Annotated in this window: 19 protein-coding genes and 1 pseudogene; 15 read left to right on the forward strand and 5 right to left on the reverse strand. The window is 36.7% G+C overall.

All coding sequences use genetic code 11. The features are described from left to right. Window positions 1-57 precede the first annotated feature (57 nt). Both cax and MHH73_RS06170 read left to right on the forward strand, forming a co-directional pair. Entirely contained in the window at window positions 58-1,116 is a 1,059-nt protein-coding gene (gene cax / locus MHH73_RS06165; RefSeq protein ID WP_341065573.1) for a calcium/proton exchanger, read from the forward strand. A 348-nt stretch (window positions 1,117-1,464) separates the two neighbouring features. Continuing rightward, window positions 1,465-2,274 (forward strand): YfkD famly protein, encoded by an 810-nt coding sequence (locus tag MHH73_RS06170; RefSeq protein ID WP_341065575.1) that lies wholly within the window; start codon window positions 1,465-1,467, stop codon window positions 2,272-2,274. Between the two features lie 35 nt (window positions 2,275-2,309). Here the strand turns inward: MHH73_RS06170 and yfkAB are convergent, their stop codons facing one another. After that, the gene (yfkAB, locus tag MHH73_RS06175; RefSeq protein ID WP_191815868.1) at window positions 2,310-3,437 is read right to left on the reverse strand and encodes a radical SAM/CxCxxxxC motif protein YfkAB; all 1,128 of its coding nucleotides are present in this window, start codon (window positions 3,435-3,437) and stop codon (window positions 2,310-2,312) included. A 144-nt stretch (window positions 3,438-3,581) separates the two neighbouring features. Here yfkAB and MHH73_RS06180 point away from each other — a divergent pair, with 144 nt between their 5' ends. The 8 genes and pseudogenes from MHH73_RS06180 to rlmD all read left to right on the forward strand — a co-directional run bounded on the left by MHH73_RS06180 (window position 3,582) and on the right by rlmD (window position 11,149). Continuing rightward, the gene (locus MHH73_RS06180; protein ID WP_191815870.1) at window positions 3,582-3,764 is read left to right on the forward strand and encodes an SE1561 family protein; all 183 of its coding nucleotides are present in this window, start codon (window positions 3,582-3,584) and stop codon (window positions 3,762-3,764) included. Between the two features lie 168 nt (window positions 3,765-3,932). After that, window positions 3,933-5,483, forward strand: a complete 1,551-nt coding sequence (locus MHH73_RS06185; RefSeq protein WP_341065579.1) for a fumarate hydratase — start codon at window positions 3,933-3,935, stop codon at window positions 5,481-5,483. A 172-nt stretch (window positions 5,484-5,655) separates the two neighbouring features. Continuing rightward, complete coding sequence (gene tnpA / locus MHH73_RS06190) at window positions 5,656-6,141, forward strand: IS200/IS605 family transposase (RefSeq protein WP_191817419.1); 486 nt, start codon at window positions 5,656-5,658, stop codon at window positions 6,139-6,141. Window positions 6,142-6,352: 211 nt separating this feature from the next. Then, entirely contained in the window at window positions 6,353-7,147 is a 795-nt protein-coding gene (gene pdaA, locus MHH73_RS06195; protein ID WP_341065582.1) for a delta-lactam-biosynthetic de-N-acetylase, read from the forward strand. Window positions 7,148-7,228: 81 nt separating this feature from the next. Continuing rightward, a complete protein-coding gene (locus MHH73_RS06200) occupies window positions 7,229-7,645 on the forward strand; it encodes a hypothetical protein (protein WP_341065585.1) in 417 nt (138 codons plus the stop codon). A gap of 120 nt (window positions 7,646-7,765) precedes the next feature. After that, on the forward strand, window positions 7,766-8,698 hold the full coding sequence (locus MHH73_RS06205) for a hypothetical protein (RefSeq protein WP_341065587.1): 933 nt from the start codon (window positions 7,766-7,768) through the stop codon (window positions 8,696-8,698). 175 nt (window positions 8,699-8,873) lie between these two features. Next, window positions 8,874-9,737, forward strand: coding sequence for a DNA-3-methyladenine glycosylase family protein (locus tag MHH73_RS06210; protein WP_341065589.1), 864 nt, complete (start codon window positions 8,874-8,876; stop codon window positions 9,735-9,737). A gap of 17 nt (window positions 9,738-9,754) precedes the next feature. Continuing rightward, window positions 9,755-11,149, forward strand: a pseudogene (gene rlmD, locus MHH73_RS06215) (23S rRNA (uracil(1939)-C(5))-methyltransferase RlmD). A 148-nt stretch (window positions 11,150-11,297) separates the two neighbouring features. Here rlmD and MHH73_RS06220 read toward each other — a convergent pair. Continuing rightward, window positions 11,298-11,525: a hypothetical protein gene (locus MHH73_RS06220; protein ID WP_341065591.1), complete on the reverse strand. Its 228-nt coding sequence runs from the start codon at window positions 11,523-11,525 to the stop codon at window positions 11,298-11,300. A 156-nt stretch (window positions 11,526-11,681) separates the two neighbouring features. Between MHH73_RS06220 and MHH73_RS06225 the strand changes: the two genes are divergently transcribed. After that, window positions 11,682-12,767, forward strand: a complete 1,086-nt coding sequence (locus MHH73_RS06225) for a CotH kinase family protein (RefSeq protein WP_191815881.1) — start codon at window positions 11,682-11,684, stop codon at window positions 12,765-12,767. Window positions 12,768-13,079: 312 nt separating this feature from the next. Here the strand turns inward: MHH73_RS06225 and MHH73_RS06230 are convergent, their stop codons facing one another. Continuing rightward, the gene (locus tag MHH73_RS06230; protein ID WP_341065594.1) at window positions 13,080-13,907 is read right to left on the reverse strand and encodes a UTP--glucose-1-phosphate uridylyltransferase; all 828 of its coding nucleotides are present in this window, start codon (window positions 13,905-13,907) and stop codon (window positions 13,080-13,082) included. A 205-nt stretch (window positions 13,908-14,112) separates the two neighbouring features. Between MHH73_RS06230 and MHH73_RS06235 the strand changes: the two genes are divergently transcribed. From MHH73_RS06235 to MHH73_RS06245, 3 genes are read left to right on the forward strand one after another with little or no spacing between them, the layout of a single operon-like run. Next, on the forward strand, window positions 14,113-15,393 hold the full coding sequence (locus MHH73_RS06235) for a UDP-glucose dehydrogenase family protein (protein ID WP_191815885.1): 1,281 nt from the start codon (window positions 14,113-14,115) through the stop codon (window positions 15,391-15,393). After that, window positions 15,390-16,343 carry an NAD-dependent epimerase/dehydratase family protein gene (locus MHH73_RS06240; protein WP_191815887.1) on the forward strand — a complete coding sequence of 318 codons (954 nt, stop codon included), beginning with the start codon at window positions 15,390-15,392 and terminating at the stop codon, window positions 16,341-16,343. Before MHH73_RS06235 ends, MHH73_RS06240 begins: the two co-directional genes overlap by 4 nt. Beyond that, window positions 16,343-17,533, forward strand: coding sequence for a glycosyltransferase family 4 protein (locus tag MHH73_RS06245; RefSeq protein ID WP_341065596.1), 1,191 nt, complete (start codon window positions 16,343-16,345; stop codon window positions 17,531-17,533). Before MHH73_RS06240 ends, MHH73_RS06245 begins: the two co-directional genes overlap by 1 nt. Window positions 17,534-17,813: 280 nt before the next feature. On the opposite strand, the gene MHH73_RS06250 is transcribed toward MHH73_RS06245, so the two are convergent. Both MHH73_RS06250 and MHH73_RS06255 read right to left on the reverse strand, forming a co-directional pair. Beyond that, window positions 17,814-19,172, reverse strand: coding sequence for a glycosyltransferase family 4 protein (locus MHH73_RS06250; protein WP_191815891.1), 1,359 nt, complete (start codon window positions 19,170-19,172; stop codon window positions 17,814-17,816). Then, the gene (locus MHH73_RS06255; protein WP_404826108.1) at window positions 19,169-20,266 is read right to left on the reverse strand and encodes a CotS family spore coat protein; all 1,098 of its coding nucleotides are present in this window, start codon (window positions 20,264-20,266) and stop codon (window positions 19,169-19,171) included. Before MHH73_RS06255 ends, MHH73_RS06250 begins: the two co-directional genes overlap by 4 nt. 652 nt (window positions 20,267-20,918) lie before the next feature. On the opposite strand from MHH73_RS06255, the gene MHH73_RS06260 reads away from it, so the two are divergent. Continuing rightward, window positions 20,919-22,142: an ABC transporter substrate-binding protein gene (locus tag MHH73_RS06260; protein WP_341065600.1), complete on the forward strand. Its 1,224-nt coding sequence runs from the start codon at window positions 20,919-20,921 to the stop codon at window positions 22,140-22,142. The last annotated feature ends 71 nt before the right edge of the window (window positions 22,143-22,213 follow it).

The following is a 22,213-nucleotide window of genomic DNA, read 5'->3' on the forward strand; positions in this document are numbered from 1 at the left end:
ATCCATAAAAATGTTTATCTTAAGAAAAGTAAAGCGATTTTTTTGGAGGAGGATGGGATGAATAAGGTTTTTGCTATACTCGTATTTATTGGTGTACCGTTATCCATTATAGGAAGCCTCCTACATTGGTCCAGTACATTGATGTTTATTATTTATTGTGTTTCTATTATTGCCTTGGCTAGTTTTATGGGGCGATCGACGGAAAGTTTAAGTATTATTGCTGGTCCTAGAATAGGTGGGTTATTAAATGCGACCTTCGGCAATGCGGTTGAATTAATTATTGCGATTTTTGCATTAAAAGAGGGATTAATTGGTGTTGTTTTGGCATCGTTAACAGGAAGTGTACTAGGTAACTTATTATTAGTAGCGGGTCTTTCCTTTTTTATCGGTGGTATAAAGTTTAAGAGGCAAAGCTTCAATATCCATGATGCCCGGCATAATGCAGGCTTGCTTATTTTTGCAGTCATTGTTGCTTTCGTTATTCCAGAGATATTTTCAATGTCAATGAATGAAGAAAAAACGATGATCTTTAGTATTGGAATTAGCATCATCCTGATGGCTTTATATTTAGCTGCATTATTCTTTAAATTAGTTACACATAGAGGGGTGTATAATAACGGGGATGAAGATAGAAAAGAGAGAGTGGAGGAGGTACCAGAATGGAGCAAAGGAAAATCAATGCTAGTATTAGCCCTTGCTACATTAGCTGTAGCCTATATTTCTGAAAATCTAGTCCACACATTTGAAGAAGTAGGGGAGACTTTTGGGTGGTCGGAATTGTTTATCGGCGTCATTATCGTTGCAATTGTAGGGAATGCCGCAGAGCATGCTTCCGCCATTATTATGGCAGCGAAAAATAAAATGGATATTGCCGTAGAGATTGCCGTTGGTTCTACTTTACAAGTAGCTATGTTTGTCGCGCCCATACTTGTCCTTATCTCACTATTTTTCCCTGTATCTATGCCGCTCGTATTTACAGTACCAGAATTAATCACTATGGTATCAGCTGTTTTTCTTATGGTTGTGATCTCCAACGATGGTGAGTCCAATTGGTTTGAGGGTGGCACCCTTCTAGCAGCTTATTTCATTATCGGCATAGGATTTTATTTACTCTAATAATAAAAAAACGACTCCGAGGTTAGCAGGAGTCGTTTTGAAATATTTTGAACAAAAAAGGAAACGCTTGCATTTTGTTTAAACTCATTAAGTATTTAATCGAGGACTGCTAGTATTTATTCGCTTGAATTCATTAACCACTCCTTTATGGTGTTTGTTCATAAATAAAGCGAATCGTAATGAAGCTGCCCCCCTTTCGAGTGAGTGTATACATAGTATAAAATATATAATAACTTTTGTAAATATTCTAAATATTACAAAAGTGTTACTTTTTTATTTTCCTTTATGGATAATATTCACATCATACGAAAAAACTAATGCATATGAAGTTTGAAAGGAGTAAGAAAAATGAAGAAATGGCTATATGCTTTAGTAGTGATGACCATTGGGGTAACATCCTTTCAATCAGCGACATCTGCTGAAGGAAAAATAGAGACAAAAGAGGCAACGATAGAAATACCAAGTTCTGTATTAAATGTTGAAAAGGATAATACGTATCCAAATCCAGCTCAAGATTTACCAACATTACAGCCGAGTGAATTAACGCAAGAATTAATGGAGACATCAAGAGTAAAGATAGACAACCCTGAATTAATACGTATGTTAAATGAAACAACAGTAAATAGTACACCTTTTGCCATCGGTTACCGTGCGATAGTTTATTTAGGTCAATGGCCTCTCAATTATCAATCACAAGAAACATCTCCTAATTGGGAGTTTCAAAAGATAAATACGAACTATTTTGATAATCGCGGGGGAGATGCGGTTTTTCAAATGAATTATGTTCAAGAAATGCAAAAGATTGTGAAAGGTGGACTTACTTCCAAGGTTCCACATTCGCAAGATGTAAAAAAGATGATGTTGTTGAAGGCGACAGAAAAAAGTGGATTACCTTTATCCTTTGAAACGATTGTAGGAGCAGGAACGAAAAAAGATCATAAATATCATGTTGCGATCAATCGCCTTGGCTACCTATATGCATACGCACCTGCTATAAATGAAAAAGGAAAAGTCACTTATGGTGAAGTGTATATAATGTTGAAAGGAAACAAAAAAACCTTAGTCGTGAAAAATATAACTTCTCAAGGCATTGGCGCATGGATCCCAATACAGGATCATGTCTCATTTGGATTTATTGTTTCGGAACGACCTCGATAAATAGAAAAGTGCGCCATTCCTATTGGCGCACTTTTCTATTTCTTAACTGATATATTTGCTTTTTTAGTTTGAAAATCGATTTCAGGGTAATAACTGTCTTTTACTAACACATTTGGCCCTAAGCATCTTGCTTCACTACAATGGCAATTTAAAGACTTAGCAAGCTTCGTATCCATCCACTTATCGAAAACAGATGGAAGGGAGTCAGTTTGTATATTCCCTAATGCAGGCGTATCACCAAAGTCCGTTACAATCACATCACCAGTAAAAATGTTGACATTTAGTCTCGAACGTCCATCAGGGTCATTTCTGACAGTGACATTCTGCTCATTATGAAGACGTTGCAATAAAGCTAAATCTTCTTCATTATTACTGCATGGATAAAACGGCAATGTGCCAAAAAGCATCCAAGTATCGTGGTCACGAATATCCAATAGATGATGGATTGCTTGGCGCATTTCTTTTAATGATAACGTTTCAAGAGTAGATGCAAAATCTGAAGGGTACATTGGGTGAACTTCATGACGTTGACAATGCATTTCTTCCGTTATTTGCTTATGGATTTTCTCTAAATACGGTAATGTTCTTTTATTTAACATTGTCTCAGCAGAGACCATTACACCAGCTTGTACGAGTTCTTTACTATTCTCTATCATACGATCAAAGAGTGCCTGTCGTTGCTGTATAGATGGTTTTCTTTCCATCATAGCAAAACCGCCCTCAATAAATTCTTCTTCTGTACCCCAGTTATGAGAAATATGTAAAACATCTAAATAAGGGATAATGCTATCATACTTACCTCTATCTAATGTGAGGTTAGAATTAATTTGTGTTCGAATACCGCGTTCATGAGCATACTTAAAAAGAGGGATCACATAGTTATTCACTGACTTCTTCGAAAGCATCGGTTCGCCTCCCGTTATGGAGAGTGAACGCAAGTGGGGGATTTCCTCTAAACGTTTGATTAATAAATCAACTGGAAGTCCATCAGGATCTTTTGGTTGCAGCGTATAACCAACAGCACAATGCTCACAACGCATATTGCAAAGGACTGTAGTTGTAAATTCAATATTGGATAAGGTTAATTTTCCATAATCATCGATATCCATATAAGCTTCCCAAGGGTCATAACTTGGTGAAATTGGTAATGTTTGAGATATCATTCAAAAAAACTCCTTTAAGTAAATCTGTAGTCATTATTCATCTAACGTAAGCTTCTGTCAACCTTTAAAGAAAAATAAAGCTTTATTGCAGCTCTATTGCATTTCATGTAGGATTAAAGTTGTGTAGAGAAAGGAGCGAATACAGTGGGCAAGTCAATTACTGATAAAGAGAATCAAGTTGCTTTCTTAAAGCAACGTCTTCATATGTTTATGGACGTATTAGATGCGATAGAACCTGAAAACACTGAGTTAGAGGATGTTGATCGCCTCATCGAAATGATTGACGACCTTGAATCCAAGGTGAGGGAATTTAATCATAGAGATTAAAAAGAAGTGGTGAAGCCCAGGAAAGAAAATTGGGTTTCACCATTTTTTTGTTTCTACTGTTGGTCTTTTCTTGACTAAAGAATGAGTATATAATGGTATACGAAAATGATTTCTAATTTTTCGCAAAAGAAATGGATCGTTCGCAAAGGGAAAGGGGAACTTTGAGAAATGAATATGGAGCAATTCCAAAAAAGTATGTACGACTTAATTGTAGAAACATCGACAAATTTACCGAAGGATGTTCGTCGGGCAATTAAGGCAGCAAAAGAAAGAGAAAGTGCTGGTACGAGATCAGCGATGAGTTTGGCAACCATTACAAATAATATCTCTATGGCAGATGATAACGTATCGCCAATCTGTCAAGATACAGGTTTACCGACATTTAAGATTAAAACACCAGTTGGCGTCAATCAACTTAAATTGAAAGAAGCCATTAAAAATGCGATTGCAGAGGCTACAAAAGATAGTAAATTGAGACCGAACTCTGTTGATTCCTTAACAGGTACGAATAGTGGAGATAATTTAGGTGGCGGGACCCCAGTTATTAAATTTGATCAGTGGGAAGAAGATTATATAGACGTTCGCTTAATTCTTAAAGGCGGCGGTTGTGAAAATAAAAATATTCAATATAGCTTGCCTGCAGAACTTGATGGTTTAGGTAGAGCTGGACGTGATTTAGATGGTATACGTAAATGTATTATGCATTCGGTTTATCAAGCACAAGGACAAGGGTGCAGTGCGGGATTCATAGGCGTAGGTATCGGAGGAGATCGTTCATCTGGCTATGACCTAGCAAAGGAACAACTATTCCGTTCTGTAGATGATGTAAACCCCAATGAAGATTTAAGAAAACTTGAAGAATATATTCTTGAAAATGCGAACGAGCTTGGCATTGGGACAATGGGATTCGGCGGAGAAACAACTTTATTAGGATGTAAAGTTGGTGTGATGAATCGTATTCCTGCTAGCTTTTTCGTATCTGTAGCCTATAACTGTTGGGCGTATCGTAGACTTGGGGTAAAAGTAAATCCTGACACAGGTGAAATTAACGAATGGCATTACCAAGATGGTGAAAAAATTAATTTTGCTGACGAAGCGGCACAAGAAACAGCTGCAACAACAGAAGCTGAACAGGAAACAAAAGTGGTAACGCTTCAAGCACCAATTACAGAAGAACAAATCCGTGAACTTAAAGTTGGCGATGTTGTCCAAATCAATGGTCGAATGTATACAGGTCGTGACGCGATCCACCATCATTTAATGGAAAACGATGCCCCTGTTGATTTAAATGGACAAGTTATTTATCATTGTGGACCAGTAATGATGAAAGATGACCAAGAGAAATGGCATGTAAAAGCAGCAGGCCCAACGACAAGTATTCGTGAAGAACCTTACCAAGGGGATATCATGAAAAAATTCGGTATTCGCGCCGTGATTGGAAAAGGCGGTATGGGACCGAAAACATTAAAGGCGCTAGAAGAGCACGGTGGCGTATACTTAAACGCAATTGGTGGAGCAGCGCAATATTATGCTGATTGTATTAAAGAAGTAGAAGGTGTAGATTTAATGAACTTCGGTATTCCAGAAGCAATGTGGCACCTGCGCGTAGAAGGCTTCACAGCAGTGGTTACAATGGATTCTCATGGAAATAGTCTTCATAGAGATGTAGACAAATCCTCATTAGAGAAGCTAGCGAAATTTAAAGAACGTGTATTTTAACTTCTTTCCTCAGACACCCGCATTGCGTGGTGTCTCTTTTTTTAGTAAATGAAAACCCTGGGCTCGGCCTAGGGTTCCAAAAAGCTTATAGCGTTGTATTAAAAAAACTCTTCCGAGATGCTAAGATAATCATGGTTCGCCAACCAAAATCAAAGCAACGGAGGAGTTTTTAATGTCAAAAGACACTAATAGTTTAGCACATACAACGTGGAATTGTAAGTATCATATAGTGTTTGCCCCAAAGTATAGAAGGCAAGTGATATACGGAAAAATAAAGAAAGATATTGGAGAAATTTTAAGGCTGTTATGTGAAAGGAAAGGAGTTGAAATAATCGAAGCAACGGCATGTAAAGATCATGTACATATGTTAGTGAGTATCCCACCAAAAATAAGTGTATCGTCATTTGTAGGGTATCTAAAAGGTAAAAGTAGTTTAATGATCTTTGATCGTCATGCAAATCTAAAATATAAGTATGGGAATAGAAAATTCTGGTGTACAGGCTATTATGTAGATACAGTTGGGAGAAACAAGAAGGTAATAGAAGAATACATTCGTAATCAAATACAAGATGATGTAGTGGCGGAGCAATTAAGTATGATGGAGTATCTAGATCCATTTACAGGAGAAGAAGTAAATCGAAAAAAGAAGAAAAGATAAAAAGAAGGAGACCTTTGAGGTCTGGCCAGAAGAAGTAGTACAATTGGCGAACCCTTCAGTAGCCCTTTAGGGTCTGGTCAGTAACAAAGGCTTTCAGCCGCAGAACAAACCACCCGTTATCACGGGTGGTTTTGACTTTATGTGACTTGGAAACTTTTAGCGCTCGTAATTTATTGTTGTTAGCAAACAATAAGAAAAAAGGAGAAGCGCGATGAAAAAATTGATGATATTAGTAAGTACTTTTCTGTTTATCTGCTCAATACCTGTCTCAGCAAGCGAATTCAGCCAAGCTCCTATCAATTGGGGAATTAAAAAAGCACAGAATGAATCACCGGCAGAAGCGGGAAAAATGCTTGATAATCTTCTTTTAAAGCATCAATCTGTCTATAAGGGAGATCCGACTAAAAAAGAGATTTATCTTACTTTTGATAATGGGTATGAAAATGGTTATACGGATCAAATTCTTGATGTGCTTAAAGAAGAACGAGTTCCGGCGACATTCTTCATTACGGGTCATTATATACGCACGGCTCCAGATTTAGTAAAAAGGATGGCAAAAGAAGGGCATATTATTGGAAACCATTCTTGGACACATCCAGATATGACAAGGATCAGTCGCGATAAATATAAAAAAGAATTAGAAAAAGTAAGAGCGGAGACTGAAAAGTTAACAGGTGTGAAAAATATGTCCTATTTAAGGCCACCTCGTGGCATCTTTAACGAACAAGGATTGGCTTACGCAAACGAATTAGGCTATACGCATATCTTTTGGTCTCTAGCGTTTGTTGATTGGAAAACAGATCAACAAAAAGGATGGAAATACTCCTATGACAACATTATGAAGCAGATTCATCCAGGAAGTATATTATTATTACACACAGTATCCAAAGATAATGCAGACGCATTGCAACAAGCAATTGTGGACTTGAAAAAACGAGGATATGAATTCAAATCATTAGATGATCTCATGTGGAGCCAAACATTGGATAGCCCTTACTTATATTAACAGTCAACACCTACAATGAAGTCTAATTGTAGGTGTTTTCGATTTGTAATAGCAAATATAGCGTGCCTTGGAGTATAAGCCATGAAAAAGGGAGAAACGAAGCAAACAGGGAACGCCTTGGTTTTATTAGCCATGCAAGAGAGAGGAACGAAGCAAACAGAGAGTGCTTTGATTTTATTAGCCATGCAAAAGGGAGAAACGAAGCAAACAGAGAATGCCTTGGTTTTATTAGCCATGCAAAAGGTAGAAACAAAGCAAACAGAGAGCGCCCCGGATTTATTAGCCATGCAAAAGGGAGAAACGAAGCAAACAGAGAGCGCCTTGGTTTTATTAGCCATGCAAAAGGGAGAAACGAAGCAAACAGAGAGCGCCTTGGTTTTATTAGCCATGCAAAAGAGAGAAACAAAGCAAACAGAGAGCGCCTTGGTTTTATTAGCCATGCAAAAGGTAGAAACGAAGCAAACAGAGAGCACTCTGGATTTATTAGCAAAAAGGTAGAAATAAGGCAAACAGAGAGTGCCTTGGTTTTATTAGCCATGCAAGAGAGAGGAACGAAGCAAACAGAGAGTGCTTTGATTTTATTAGCCATGCAAAAGGGAGAAACGAAGCAAACAGAGAATGCCTTGGTTATTAGCCATGCAAAAGGGAGAAACAAAGCAAACAGAGAGCGCTCCGGATCTATTGCCATGCAAAAGAGAAAAACAGAAGCAAACAGAAATAGCCCTGGTTTTATTAGCGATGAAAAATGGAGAAACAAAGCAAACAGAAATAGCCCTGGACCTATTAGCCATGCAAAAGGGAGAAACGAAGCAAACAGAGAGCGCCCTGGATCTATTTGCCATGCAAAAGAGAAAAACGAAGCAAACAGAAATAGCCCTGGTTTTATTAGCGATGAAAAATGGAGAAACAAAGCAAACAGAAATAGCCCTGGACCTATTAGCCATGCAAAAGGGAGAAACGAAGCAAACAGAGAGCGCCCTGGATCTATTAGCGATGAAAAAGGTAGAAACAAAGCAAACAGAGAGTGCCTTGGAGCTATTAGCCATGCAAAAGGGAGAAACGAAGCAAACAGAGAGCGCCCCGGATCTATTAGCCATGCAAAAGGGAGAAACGAAGCAAACAGAGAACGCTCCGGATCTATTTGCCATGCAAAAGAGAAAAACGAAGCAAACAGGGAACGCCCTGGTTTTATTAGCCATGCAAAAGGGAGAAACGAAGCAAACAGAGAGCGCCCTGGATCTATTAGCCATGCAAAAGGGAGAAACGAAGCAAACAGAGAGCGCCCTGGATCTATTAGCGATGAAAAAGGTAGAAACAAAGCAAACAGAGAGTGCCTTGGAGCTATTAGCCATGCAAAAGGGAGAAACGAAGCAAACAGAGAGCGCCCCGGATCTATTAGCCATGCAAAAGGGAGAAACGAAGCAAACAGAGAACGCTCCGGATCTATTAGCCATGCAAAAGAGAAAAACCAAGCAAACAGAAATTGCCCCGGAGCTATTAGCCATAAAAAAGAGAAAAACAAAGCCAACAAAGTTCCATCAAAATTTTTAAGCAACATAAATATAGATACAGTATAAGAAGTAAAAATCCCCATTAAATAAATGTAAAATTCTTGTTATAATTACGTATAAGAACAAGTATTCGTCTTGGTAGAGGACAGTTGTAAAAAGGATCGAAAAAGGTACTTAGTATAATACAAGACAAAACAGTGAAGGATGAACGGAGAATGGAGATAATAAAAGAAATAGCTGGTCCATATAATTTTGATGCTGTTTTAAGTCGCTTATCAAGTGACCCACTTCTATGGGTTAATCGGGAAAGGAGAATGTTAAAGGTACCTCTTAAGCTACAAAATGAATCCATCGTCGTTACGATTACAGGTTTGGGTACAACGAACAAACCAAAATTTCATATTACAGGATTAAATGAAGCAACTAATGAAGAAGCGTTGGTTAGATTAACTGAGATTTTTCGTTGGAATATTCCTTTAGCAGGTGTTCATCAACATTTTCTAAAAACGGATTTACGCCATATTTTTCTTGCTCATTATGGAACACCTTTTGTGTTGGATTTTGATTTATTTGGTTCGCTCCTCAAATGTATTGTTCATCAACAATTGAATATGAAATTTGCTTATACGCTTACAATGAGGTTTGTGCAAAAGTTTGGGTATGAGATAGATGGTGTTTGGTTTTATCCTGATCCTGCAACAGTAGCTGATTTAACCATTGAAGATTTAAGAGCATTACAATTCAGTGGGAGGAAATCGGAGTATGTTATTGGCATTGCTAAAGAGTTGGCAGAAAAGCAATTATCATTATTGCAACTAAAAGAACTGTCAGATCGTGAAATTCATGATAAACTGATTAAATTAAAAGGCATAGGTCCATGGACAGTGCAGAATTTTTTGATGTTTGGTTTAGGTCGAGAGAATCTTTATCCAATGGCAGATATTGGCTTGCAAAATGCGTTAAAACAGCTTTATCAATTGGACAAGAAACCTTCCTACGAACAAATGGAATTATATGCAAAAGACTGGACGCCTTATTTAAGTTACGCCACCTACTATTTATGGCGTAGTATCGAATAACTGTGGAGTGATTATTTTTGAATAAACAAACGAATCGTAAAAAAGAAACTGCCGTTCAGTTAAAACTTAAGCAACGGTTTCCTTTAACAATCAAAAGGTTAGGGATTAACGGGGAGGGCGTCGGATATTTTAAAAAGAAAGTTGTCTTTGTTCCTGGTGCTCTGCCTGATGAAGAGGTTGTCGTAGAGGTTACAAATGTTCAGCCGAAATTTTCAGAAGCAAAGATAAAAAAATCAGGAAATCTTCTCCTTACCGAGTAGAGGCACCATGTCCGTTATTCGGTGAGTGCGGCGGATGCCAGTTACAACATCTTCGTTATGATCGTCAGTTAATAGAAAAAAGGGATATGATTATTCAATCACTGGAGAGACATACCAAAATAGATCCAAGCACCATTCATATAAAACAAACAATCGGAATGGAGGATCCTTGGAGATACCGGAATAAAAGCCAATTCCAAGTAGGGGTGAAGCAAGGTGAAGTGATTGCCGGGTTATATAGTATGAATTCGCATCAGCTAATTGATATTGATGAATGCATCGTACAGAAGCCAGAAACGATATGTAACGAATACGATGAAACGTATTCTTCAAGATTTAAACATTAGTGCGTATAATGAACGCACACGTAAAGGTGATATCCGGACAATTGTGACAAGAGTAGGCGTGAAGACCGGGGAAGTACAAGTTGTGCTCATTACAAGACAAAAAGAGCTCCCAAAATCTTCACTCATAGTAGAAGAAGCTACCAAGCGGATTCCCAATTTACGTTCGATTATCCAAAATGTCAATGGCCAAAAAACATCTCTCATTTTTGGAGATGAAACTATACCACTTGCGGGTGAAACGTTTATATATGAAATGTTAGGGGATATCCAATTTGAATTATCTGCACGTACTTTCTTCCAACTCAATCCTGAGCAAACCGTCAAATTGTATAATGAAGTCAAAAAAGCAGCCAATTTAACTGGTAAAGAAACGATTGTTGATGCGTACTGCGGAGTAGGAACAATTGGATTATGGTTGGCAGATCAAGCAAAAGAAATACGAGGAATGGATATCATTAAGGAATCAATTGCAGATGCAAAAAGAAATGCAGCTAAACATGGAGTGAAACATGCTAAATATGTAACGGGTAAGGCAGAAGAATGGTTACCTAAATGGGTGAAAGAAGGCTTTCGTCCAGATGTTATCGTTGTCGATCCCCCAAGAACAGGTTTAGATCAAGCATTATTAAAAACGATTCAACAAGTCAAACCGAAAAAATTGGTTTACGTGTCTTGTAACCCATCTACACTAGCAAAAGACATCGATTTTCTCCACCGTCAATATAAAGTGAAAAGCATACAGCCGGTAGACATGTTTCCACAAACGGCGCACGTGGAGTGTGTCGCCTTATTAACCTTGATTTAACAAGGTGTTTGGGCAAGGAATTGATGTGATTCATCGCGTTTTAACTACGTCAGAATGACCACATCAACTTCTTGCTTTTTTAGTTTGTAGCGACACTATATTAACTTATTACTATTTAAATACTTTATCAAACTGTGGAGTCTAATGGTTATTTACGAGAGCTAGAACCAGAACCAGAGCCAGAACCGGAACCAGAACCAGAACCAGAGCCAGAGCCAGAGCCAGAACCAGAACCAGAGCCAGAACCTGAACCGGAGCCAGAACCAGAGCCAGGACGATTATCTTTACCTTTTGATCCTGGATTTTTACTTAGGAATTCCTCATTTCCAGCGTCTTTTGCTTCCTTAAGGAGCTTTTTTACGTCGTCTTTCCCCATCTATAAAACCACCTTCCAATAATAATCCTTAATATTTAAGGTAGTTTATTTTATGAAGAAATTTTTTATTGGTTCTAAACTTCCAATTAATTAATAATCATTTGCCTTATTTTTTTCATATGATAATGAGTAAAGTGAGGGAGGCGATGATATAAGATGCAGAAGAATACGATACCTACTTTAAGTATTTCTGCGCAACCGGAACTAATAGAATTTTTGGAAAAAAATATTTGGCATGAGGAATTAATTCCTGCCAAATTAGTTATAAACAATCATCCATTCGATATCGGTATTACTTATCGAGGAAATCATACACGGAAATTAAGAAAAAAATCTTACAAAATTGATTTTGGCACATATAATGAAGAATTTTTCGGACGTGAAGTTCACTTCAATGCAGAGTATTGCGATCCTTCTCTTATTCGAAATAAGCTATCTTTTGATTTTTTTAAGCAAATTGGGAGCCTTTCCCCTGATTGCAGGCATGTTTTCATTGAGGTTAATGGAAGACCTTCAGGAGTTTACTTACAGCTTGAATCTGTCGATGATCTGTTTTTACAAAAAAGACAACTTTCAAATGGACCTATTTATTATGCAACCAATCATCAAACTAATTTTTCTTTATTAACTACGAAAGGAGAGCCCAAATCTTCCCTGATTGCAGGGTATTTTCGTAAATTAGGGGATAGCGAGGATGATTTTGATTTAGAAAAGCTAATAATAAAAATTAATACGATACCACGTAATGAATTTGGCAAAGAAATTATAAAGTACTTGGATGTCAAAAAATATTTCATTTGGCTGTGTGGTGTGATTTGCACACAAAACTACGATGCTTTTATTCAAAATTATGCACTTTATCGAAATGGTGAGACAGGATTGTATGAAATGATCCCTTGGGATTTCGATGCAACATTTGGCAGAGATTGGAATGGACGGGTTATGAAGTTTAACCGAGTACCTATTGAAGGTTTTAATACACTCACTGCAAGACTTCTTGATGTAAAGGAATTCCGTGTTCAATACCGCATACTTTTAGAAGAAATATTAGAGAATTATTTTACCGTTTCGGAATTTGAACCAAGAATTACTAATCTTTATAATCTATTACGTCCCTATATAGCATTAGATCCATATAAAAAGGATGCCATAGAATTATTTGATAAAGAGCCAGCATTTATCCTGCAATTTATTTTACAACGCAATCATTATCTTAGAAATCAACTTAATGATCTGGTATAGACTCTCAGTATTTTAGATGGGAGTCATATTGGTGTGCAAAGGGGGGAAACAGAGTATGAAAGGTCCCTATGGACGGGGATTCGACCGCATACGAGTATGCCTCGTCGGTGGTGCTGAATTTGAAGGCAGCCCTAGATAAATCCTCTTGAATCGCTTTCAAGTTTAATTTTTATTGGACTAGTTTGTTAAACAAAACACGGTTGAGATCAGGCTGCGGAATCTCCATAAATCGTTAAAATGCATTCGTTGTGTCTTACTCTAATAATGAATGTGCATGTAATGACAGGATAATTCAAGTGATTTAACCGATGATTATTCATCCTCTTTTTCAGAATGGCTCATTAATTTTTGAATAAGTTTGAAATATCCTTTATCCGTACCGATGTCATAGCGTTTTGCAGATACTTCCACACCGTAACACTTTTCTAACTTTAATAATTTTTGTATTGCATCGGTTAGTTGAACTTCACCTCCAACTCCTTTCTCACCTTTTTCTAAATATGAAAAAATAGATGGTTCAAAAATGTATCTCCCACTTACGGCTAAGTTAGATGGCGGAGTGGAGCGGGGTTTCTCTACAATATCAGAAATTTCATAAGTATTATCTTTCAAATTAATTCCTTTCACTACCCCGTAGTTTTTTAATAACTCTTCGTGCAATTTTTCAAGCGCAATTACTGTAGATTGATAATTTTCGTATACGTCTAAAAGCTCTCGTAAAGCGGGTTGCCTACTTTGTAAAAATATATCATCAGGAAGAAGAACAGCAAAAGGATCTTTATTCGCAAATCTTTTACCTAAAAGTATTGCAGTACCTAGTCCATCTGCAAAGGGTTGACGGACATATTGAATAGAAATAGCAGGTCCTACAATTTTTTTCAATAAATGCTGCTTTCCTGTTTTTTCTAAAAAGGCTTCATATTCTAGAGATCGATCAAAATAATCTAAAATCATATTTTTGTTACGGGATACCACGATTAAGATTTCCTCAATTCCTGATTCTATCGCTTCTTCAATAATATATTGTATGGCTGGTTTACCTGCAATCGGAAACATTTCTTTGGGAAGCACCTTTGTTATTGGCAAATTTCTCGTACCGAAACCTGCAGCAGGAATAATTGCTTTTTTTATTGTCTTCATCTTAAACCTCTCCTCTTCACTTTCTATATATTAATCTAATATATTTTACTTGGTAATTTGTCCAATAAGAAAAGGTACATAACCATCTAGTTTTTGTTTTTTCAATTTTATCCTAAATCCTTTTCCCGCTTTCACGTTTTGTTTGAAGCTAAATAAGATAATGATAAATTGATGTTTTTAACATGAGCAAGTAAGGATGATAATGGTGAAAATATGTGTCATTGGTACAGGGTATGTAGGTTTAACTACTGGTGCTGTGTTGGCTGACTTAGGTCATGAGATTTATTGTGTTGATAAGAATAAATCGAAAATAGAGAAATTAATTAAGGGAGACATCCCTATTTATGAACCAGGTTTAAAGGAACTGATTGTTCGAAATAAAAAAAGACGTCTCCTTCATTTTTCAACCGATATTCAGAGCGTGATAAAAGAATGCCCAATTCTTTATATTACAGTCGGCACCCCCACAAATGAGGATGGGAGTCAAAATCTAACTGCTTTGAACGAAGTCATAGACACCCTAGTACAGACGATAACCTCTCATAAAACAGTTATTATTAAAAGTACGGTATTACCAGGTACAAATGAATGGATACATCAAACTTTAATAGAAAAAGGGATCGACTCTCGTCTGTTCGATGTTGTATCCAATCCAGAGTTTCTTAGAGAAGGAAATGCTGTATTTGATATGATGAATCCAGATAAAATTGTTGTGGGTGGAAAAAGCCCCCAATCTATGAAAATCATAAAAACGCTCTATGAGAAGTTAGATGCTCCTTTTATTCTTACTTCATTAACGGGAGCAGAGATGATTAAATATGCCAATAATGCTTTATTGGCAACAAAAATCTCATTCATGAATGAAATCGCCCGTATTTGCGACGCCTATAATGTGGAAGTTACTCAAATTGCAAAAGCGTTAGGGACAGACACTAGAATTGGTCCCTATTTTTTAAATGCAGGATTAGGTTATGGTGGGTCTTGTTTTCCAAAGGATATTCGCGCATTAGAATACGCTGCGAAACAGAAAAATATCGATCCGGAGATGTTAAAGGCTGTTCAAAATATCAATGACTCTCAAATTGATTTATATATTGATAAATTAACAAATAAATTAACCAACTTGGATGGAAAAAAAATAACCGTTTGGGGTTTAGCTTTTAAGCCCGACACAGATGATATACGTGAGTCAAGGTCATTATTGTTAATTGAGAAATTATTGGAAAGAGGGACAGAGGTCCACGCCTATGATCCTATTGTTCATTCTTTTGAACATGCCATTACCATTCATCAAGATATGTATGACGCTATTAAAGGAGCAGATGCATTAATCATTGCTACAGAATGGAACCAGTTTAAAACCGTAGACTGGAAAATGGTACATGATTTAATGAAGGGGAATATTTTAGTGGATGGCCGGAATATTATTGACCCTAAAACTGTAAGAAACCATCAACTTCAATATATTGGGGTGGCGAGACAATGAGGATTATCGTAACAGGAGCCGCTGGGTTTATCGGTTCTCATTTATGTGAGAGGTTATTAAAGGAAGAAGAGAATGTTGTTATTGGCATTGACGGCTTTATAGATCCTTCCAAGAAGTCAATTAAACTAAGAAATATAGAAAATCTGTTGATCCATCCACGTTTTCAATTTATAAATAAGAATTTACTAGGCATTGATTGGAGTGAAATTCTTAGCAAAGATGATGTGATATATCATTTAGCTGCTGTACCTGGTGTTCGTTCTAGCTGGGGTAACAACTTTAAACTATATGAAGAAAATAATATTCTCGTCACCCAACGGTTATTAGAGGCTTGTAAAAATATTCCTTTAAAGAAGTTTATTTACGCTTCTACCTCTTCTGTATATGGAGAAAAGGTTGGTATGGTTTCAGAAGATTGCCCGCTTTCGCCACTTTCTCCCTATGGGGTAACGAAGCTGACAGGAGAGTATTTATGTAAGGTATACAGTGAAAATGATGGTCTCCCAATAACTATACTTCGATACTTTACTGTTTATGGACCTAGGCAACGGTCTGACATGGCGTTTCATCGATTTATTGAATGCATTTTAAAGAATAAATCTATTCCAATATACGGGGATGGCAACCAAACACGTGATTTTACGTTTGTAGAAGATTGTGTAGAAGGAACTTTCGCTGCTCTATATGCAGAGGATACCATTGGAGAGACAATAAATATCGGTGGTAAAGAACGGAAATCGATCTTGGATGTCATTAAAATATTAGAAGAGCTAACAGGTAAAAAAGCGACTGTGGAATTTATCGGGCAAACACGTGGAGAACCACGACATACTTGGGCAGATATTTCAAAAGCATGGAAGATTCTTCAATATAAGCCAGTTGTGCCGTTAAAAGAAGGGCTTCTCCGAGAAATAAATGATTTAAGAATTATTTACAAGGAGGAAGAGTAATGAGGCTTGCTTTAATTTGTACAGAAAAACTCCCTTCTCCTGCTATAAAGGGAGGTGCTATTCAAATGATGATTGACGGTGTAGTTCCTTTTCTCAGTAAAGAATATAACCTAACTATTTTCTCTGTCACTGATCCATCTCTACCTGATAATGAAGTACGTAACGAAGTGCAATACATTCGGTTACCACCTGAAAGTTATGAAATGGATATTGCTAAAATACTTACTGAAAAAAGGTTCGACATTATTCATGTTTTTAACCGTCCTTTAAATATTCCTCTCTACAAAAAGGCTTCCCCATCAAGTAAATTTGTTTTAGGACTTCATAATGATATGCTTGCTGAAAAAAAAGTATCATTAGAGAATGGCAAGGAAATTGTAAACGCTGTGGAAAGGATTGTTACCGTTAGTGAATATATAAAACGAACGGTTGTGGAGCGGTTTCCAGAAGCGGAATCAAAAACAAAAGTAGTGTACTCAGGGGTAGATCTATTAGAATATCCTCCTGTCTGGTCAGAGAAAGGAAAACAAATTAGAGAAGAATATCGACAAAAATACAATATCGGAGAGAAAAAGGTCATATTATTTGTTGGAAGGCTTACTAAAAATAAGGGTCCTCATCTTCTAATAGCCGCCTTTAAGGCTATTGCTAAAAGACACCCTGATACAGTACTTGTGATAGCTGGGGGAAAGTGGTTTAGTGATGATGGAATAAATAACTATGTTCGTAATTTGAAGAAACTAGCTGAACCATTAGGTGACAAAGTTATCTTTACGAATTTTATTCCGGCAAGTGAAATTTCGAATATCTTTTTAATGAGTGATATTTTCTGTTGTTCTTCACAATGGCAAGAACCCTTAGCTAGGGTACACTATGAAGCATTTGCTGCTGGTATCCCTATTATCTCAACTAATAGGGGAGGAAATGCAGAGATCGTTTCTCATAAAGAAACAGGTTATTTAATTGAAAAGTATGATCAAGTGAGTGAATTTGCAAAAGGAATGAATTTTTATTTAAAGAACCCGGATGCAGTAAATAAAATGACACGAAATGCAAGAGAATTAGTGGAAGCAAATTTTCAATTCCATCATGTGGCCAGCCGATTAACCAACGTTTATTCTGATTTGATGCCAAAACAAAACAAAGACAATTTTCGTAATATGTTCCGGTTGCCGCTCTTTCGATTTTAATCATTTAACAAAATTAGGTTGAGTTAGAGTTGCTAGCAACCCTTATGCTCATCCTTTTTAATGTTTAAGAAACATCATGTAAATCCTTGGCAGTTAATAAAGCAAAATCTAGTGTGTAATCTTTAAAAAGAAGGACCCTTCTTTCTGATTTTATGTTGTTGTGGTAACTTAACTTTATCAGAAGTTATCCTTATTTTTATTAAATCAAACAAAGCCGTTGAAATTTTATAATCATAAATTTCAACGGCTTTGTCATTTATGAGGATGTTTTTGTTAAGATTCAATAGTTGCTTGCTTTATTAGCGATTATTTCTTTATTAAGCCATGGTATGGAAGAAGTAGTAATCTTCTTAATTGGCTGCTTTTGTTTTGGTCGGGTATGTTTTTTCTCTAGAGGCGAGACCTTTTCAGCTACTGCTTTTTTGGTTAACAGTTGCTCTTCTTTCTCGTCATTCATTTTTGAAGTACTGCTAATGTCAACGTTATTTTTAATTTTATATTCAATCCCGCTCCAAACTTGGGAAATATCGTCGATGACTCGATTCCAATTATGATTTTTTTCTGCATAGCTACGTCCATATTGACCCATTTCCTTACAGAGGGAAGGACTAGAAAGTAATTTGGATAAGTGAGTGACAAATTCTTGAGGATTATCTGCTTGCTCAACAATAAACCCGTTTTTTCCAATCTCGATTATTTCAGGGTTTCCACCACGGGCAGTTGTCACAATGGGTAACCCTGCTGCCATTGCTTCATAATGTACTCGAGCTAAAGGTTCTTCCCATTGAGAAGGACAAACGAATATATCTGCAGCAGCAAACCAATCTTGAATTTGATCAGGGTGAACAAAGCCAGTCGTTATAACTGGTATAGGAAGGCGGTCTGCAATCGCTTTAATATAAGCAATGTAATCGGTCATTCTATTATCACTAAAACCTTTACCCCCCATTAAAACCAAAGCCACATTAGGATGCTTTTTAGCTAAATCCACCATAGATCGTAACAGGGTATCTGCTCCTTTGTTTACTGAAAGCCGCCCTGCAAATAAAATCACCTTTTTCGATTCGAGCTTGTGTTTTTGCCGCATGGAAGCTCTAATTCTTTTACCCTTGGCAGAATACGTTGGAACAAAGCGTTCTAAGTCCACACCTGAATAAATGGTTTGAATTTTAGGTTGGGCATCAGGGTAAAGCTTTACTATTTCATTACCAATATAATTACTAATGGTAATAATTTTATCTAATTGATCAATTGCTTTTTGAGCTTCTTCAGGCTCGATTTTTTCCCTCTTAAACATATCATTGTGCATGCTCAATATAAGACGTGATTCTGGTGCCACTTCCCGTATCGGCAATACTAGGCGAGGGCGATTAAAGATGTGAATTAAGTCAAAGGTATTGTTTTTAAGATAATTGACAACCCCTTCCTGATATGTCTCCAATAATCCTCCTGGGACCCTTACATAATGAACCCCATCTTTTATTTCTTTATCCGGTAAGGTTTTATCGCTTCTTCCTATTATTGTAATAGTATGGTTTTTACTTAAGTTTGGAATAGCTCCAGCGATGAATGTTTGTATGGCTCCACCTTTTACTGGTGGGACTGGGAGTTTTTCCGTACAGACAATTAGTACTTTCATTTTCTTTTTCCCCCTCTCCATTCTTTTCGTAATTGCTCAAGAATGGGCCATTTGGTCTTATCTATTTCTACGATTCGTTGGACAACAGAATCCAATTCACTATTTAATGCTATAGTTGGCTCGAATAACATATCTTTTACATTTTTATAATATAAATTAGGTAATGAAAAATCGATTAATAGAATTTCGAACAACTCGTCAGTGATAGGGTGAGCTTCATTGTACGCTTCCAGCATTCCTACAATCCAATTAATATCCCATCTTCCTAGATCATCCATAGAACCAGAAATGAGTTTGCGTAAATCTCGAATAGGCAAATCATATGCTACACCATCAAGGTCGATGATCCACATGCCCCCAGGTCCCATTTGTCCATTCGACCATCCATAATCCTGATGGACTAATCCCCATTCTTTATTTCCTTTTGTCACCATTTGTTGATAAGAAGATTGCTCTAGCATAGTTAACGCTTTTTTTGCTTGTTCCTCAAACATATCTACCGTATTTAGAATGGTCTTGCTCGTGGGCAATTCTGAATATAAATTGGCTACATTCCTAAACCAAGATATTTTTCTCACGACTTTTTTATATGCATTTGGCCACCGTAAAAGTCTTGAAGCATTTTCTGCCCCTTTAGGAGGAACATATCCTTTGGAAAGTTGATGGAATTCTCCAATAGCATTACTCAATAGCTTTGCTCCTTCAATATCGGCGGATACTGGATAGAGAGGTTCAATCCAATCGGCGACAAACCAGATTTTTCCTCCCATTTCCACTATATTGCTACCCGATTTTGTCTTTACAATCGCTGGTATTCTAGCCTTTTTTTCATGGACTAAATATTCCTGTGCACCAATGCTAAATAAACTCCTGGAGGGTTTCCGATGGAGTATTTTTAAACTTTTGGGTCCTTTGTTCGTATTGATTTTCCATATTAGTCCACCCTTATCTGCTTTTGTTGTTATAACTTCCATGCTACTCACATTAAAGTTGTATTGTTTGATCACTTGTTGAGCCATTTCCTCAATAAATGGTGGTACATATAAATCACCTAATGTTTCATCTAAATCCCATGGTGTAATAAGCTGCTCCAAACTAGTCATTCCTTTCCTTGGGTAATTTGTCTTTACATCCTATTCACTTAGGTTAAAATAGGTTGGACATTTGTCCATATGATCATGAAAAATAATGTGTATAAGCCCATGTAAACAAAAGTGAACCTAGACGTTATTTATTTGTGTAAAAAGGTCTGAAAACTTTGGATATATGTAGAGCTATCGATTCATTACTATTAATGGATTTGTCAGAAGAGGTTGATGATATACATCTTACTTTTACATTTATGTATTAAGAGAGTATCTATGTTTTTTATTTAAAACATAAATACTTTCTTAATTTTTTATAGCTGTGATGATTTTTCCAAAACCATTAGTATATTACTAGAAATGTAAGATGTCTTAACATGCGATTTATAAAAAATATATGGTAATTTTCTTTTGTTAAATAATAAAAAGTTATATAGAAAACAATGATTTATTAAAAATTATTGAGTAGAAAGATTTATTAATAAAACTTTATTCAGAATATAATTAATTTATAAAAAATTAAGTCTTTTCATCTATTTTTCTATCCACTATAATAAATGACAAGTAAGCACTGTAACAACAGTGTTTTCTACTTAAAACAAAACTGTCGGATAGTGTGGTTTTAATGGTCTTAAAATTATGAATAAAAGGGGAAGAGTAAATGAAGAAAAACAAAAGGTTAGTACTGGCTATTATGTTCGTTGTAAGTATGTTTTTAACAGCGTGTGGGAGTGGTGGTGGACAAGCGTCAGGAGATGGTGAAGGTGAACCAATTAAATTAGGTTTTACACTTGCTTTAACAGGAAATTTTGCTTTTATGGGTGAAGGGGTGAAAGAAGGGGTAGAGCTTTTCTTCGAAGAGAATGATAACAAAATTGGTGATAGACCAGTAGAATTATTTTTCGAGGATGATGCTGGAGATCCTCAAAAAGCGTTGAAAAACTATCAACAGTTAACCCTGAATCAGGAAGTGGATTTCCTTGGAGGAGGTACCATTGGTAGTATTTCATATGCACTCACAGAAGCTGCTGAAAAGGACAAACGTGTACCAATCATTAATGTAGTCGGTTCAGGTAATAGCTTATCATGGGGAGAAAAAAGTGATTATGTTTGGCGAATTGGTTTTTCATCTCTTAATTATGCAGGCACCTTAGGTGTTGATATGGCCGAGAATATTGGTAAAAAAGCTGTCGTTATTGCTTCTGACTATGTGGCTGGGCATGAACAGGCAACTGACTTTTCTGCTAATTTTAAGGAGCATGGGGGAGAAGTGTTAGATATTCTTTGGGCACCTTCAGGCACAAGTGATTTTTCTTCTTATATTAATCAAATTAAACAGCATGATGCTGATGCTGTCTATATGTTTATACCTGGAGCAGACGGTCCAAGGTTTGTGCAACAATTTAAGGAATTTGGATTAGCTGAGAATTACGCACTTGTCGATGGCGGCTCTGTATTGAATGCCCCATCAACAGTTGAAGCGGTGGGGGATGCGGTAGTTGATGGTTATGTACTGTCTCATTATCATGTTGGTTTAGAAAATGAGTTAAACAAAAAGTTTGTTGAAGATTATACCGCGAAATATGATAAAGTGCCTGACAACTATGTGATTAACGGCTATGACACGGCTAAAGTGATGTCTGAATCCATTCAAAAAGCGGGTAGTACAGAAGTTGGCGATATTATTGACACTTTAAAAGCTGGTTTGTCATTTGATAGCCCTCGTGGACCAATTGAGTTAGATCCTAAAACGAACCATCCAATCCAAAATCACTATATTTTAAAAGGTGTAGAGAAAGATGGCGAAATCGTCTTTGAACTCGTTCGTACGTATGAAAAAGTGCAAATGCCGGCAGAAGATCCTGGTTACGAGAAAGCAAAATAATATTTAAGAGGGAGTATTACTTGTAAAGGAGTAGAAAGGGATGAGGCATGATGTATCATAAATGCCTTTTC

The sequence above is a fragment of the Cytobacillus sp. FSL K6-0265 genome (genome assembly GCF_038003465.1).
In the GTDB taxonomy this organism is placed as follows: Bacteria; Bacillota; Bacilli; order Bacillales; family Cytobacillaceae; genus Cytobacillus; species Cytobacillus stercorigallinarum.

What these genes read in the sequence shown, in the direction of transcription:
- cax (WP_341065573.1), top strand. Translation starts at nt 58, where the DNA reads ATGAATAAGGTTTTTGCTATACTCGTATTTATTGGTGTACCGTTATCC.
- MHH73_RS06170 (WP_341065575.1), top strand. Translation starts at nt 1,465, where the DNA reads ATGAAGAAATGGCTATATGCTTTAGTAGTGATGACCATTGGGGTAACA.
- yfkAB (WP_191815868.1), bottom strand. Translation starts at nt 3,437, where the DNA reads ATGATATCTCAAACATTACCAATTTCACCAAGTTATGACCCTTGGGAA.
- MHH73_RS06185 (WP_341065579.1), top strand. Translation starts at nt 3,933, where the DNA reads ATGAATATGGAGCAATTCCAAAAAAGTATGTACGACTTAATTGTAGAA.
- tnpA (WP_191817419.1), top strand. Translation starts at nt 5,656, where the DNA reads ATGTCAAAAGACACTAATAGTTTAGCACATACAACGTGGAATTGTAAG.
- pdaA (WP_341065582.1), top strand. Translation starts at nt 6,353, where the DNA reads ATGAAAAAATTGATGATATTAGTAAGTACTTTTCTGTTTATCTGCTCA.
- MHH73_RS06200 (WP_341065585.1), top strand. Translation starts at nt 7,229, where the DNA reads ATGAAAAAGGGAGAAACGAAGCAAACAGGGAACGCCTTGGTTTTATTA.
- MHH73_RS06205 (WP_341065587.1), top strand. Translation starts at nt 7,766, where the DNA reads ATGCCTTGGTTATTAGCCATGCAAAAGGGAGAAACAAAGCAAACAGAG.
- MHH73_RS06210 (WP_341065589.1), top strand. Translation starts at nt 8,874, where the DNA reads ATGGAGATAATAAAAGAAATAGCTGGTCCATATAATTTTGATGCTGTT.
- MHH73_RS06220 (WP_341065591.1), bottom strand. Translation starts at nt 11,525, where the DNA reads ATGGGGAAAGACGACGTAAAAAAGCTCCTTAAGGAAGCAAAAGACGCT.
- MHH73_RS06225 (WP_191815881.1), top strand. Translation starts at nt 11,682, where the DNA reads ATGCAGAAGAATACGATACCTACTTTAAGTATTTCTGCGCAACCGGAA.
- MHH73_RS06230 (WP_341065594.1), bottom strand. Translation starts at nt 13,907, where the DNA reads ATGAAGACAATAAAAAAAGCAATTATTCCTGCTGCAGGTTTCGGTACG.
- MHH73_RS06240 (WP_191815887.1), top strand. Translation starts at nt 15,390, where the DNA reads ATGAGGATTATCGTAACAGGAGCCGCTGGGTTTATCGGTTCTCATTTA.
- MHH73_RS06245 (WP_341065596.1), top strand. Translation starts at nt 16,343, where the DNA reads ATGAGGCTTGCTTTAATTTGTACAGAAAAACTCCCTTCTCCTGCTATA.
- MHH73_RS06250 (WP_191815891.1), bottom strand. Translation starts at nt 19,172, where the DNA reads ATGAAAGTACTAATTGTCTGTACGGAAAAACTCCCAGTCCCACCAGTA.
- MHH73_RS06260 (WP_341065600.1), top strand. Translation starts at nt 20,919, where the DNA reads ATGAAGAAAAACAAAAGGTTAGTACTGGCTATTATGTTCGTTGTAAGT.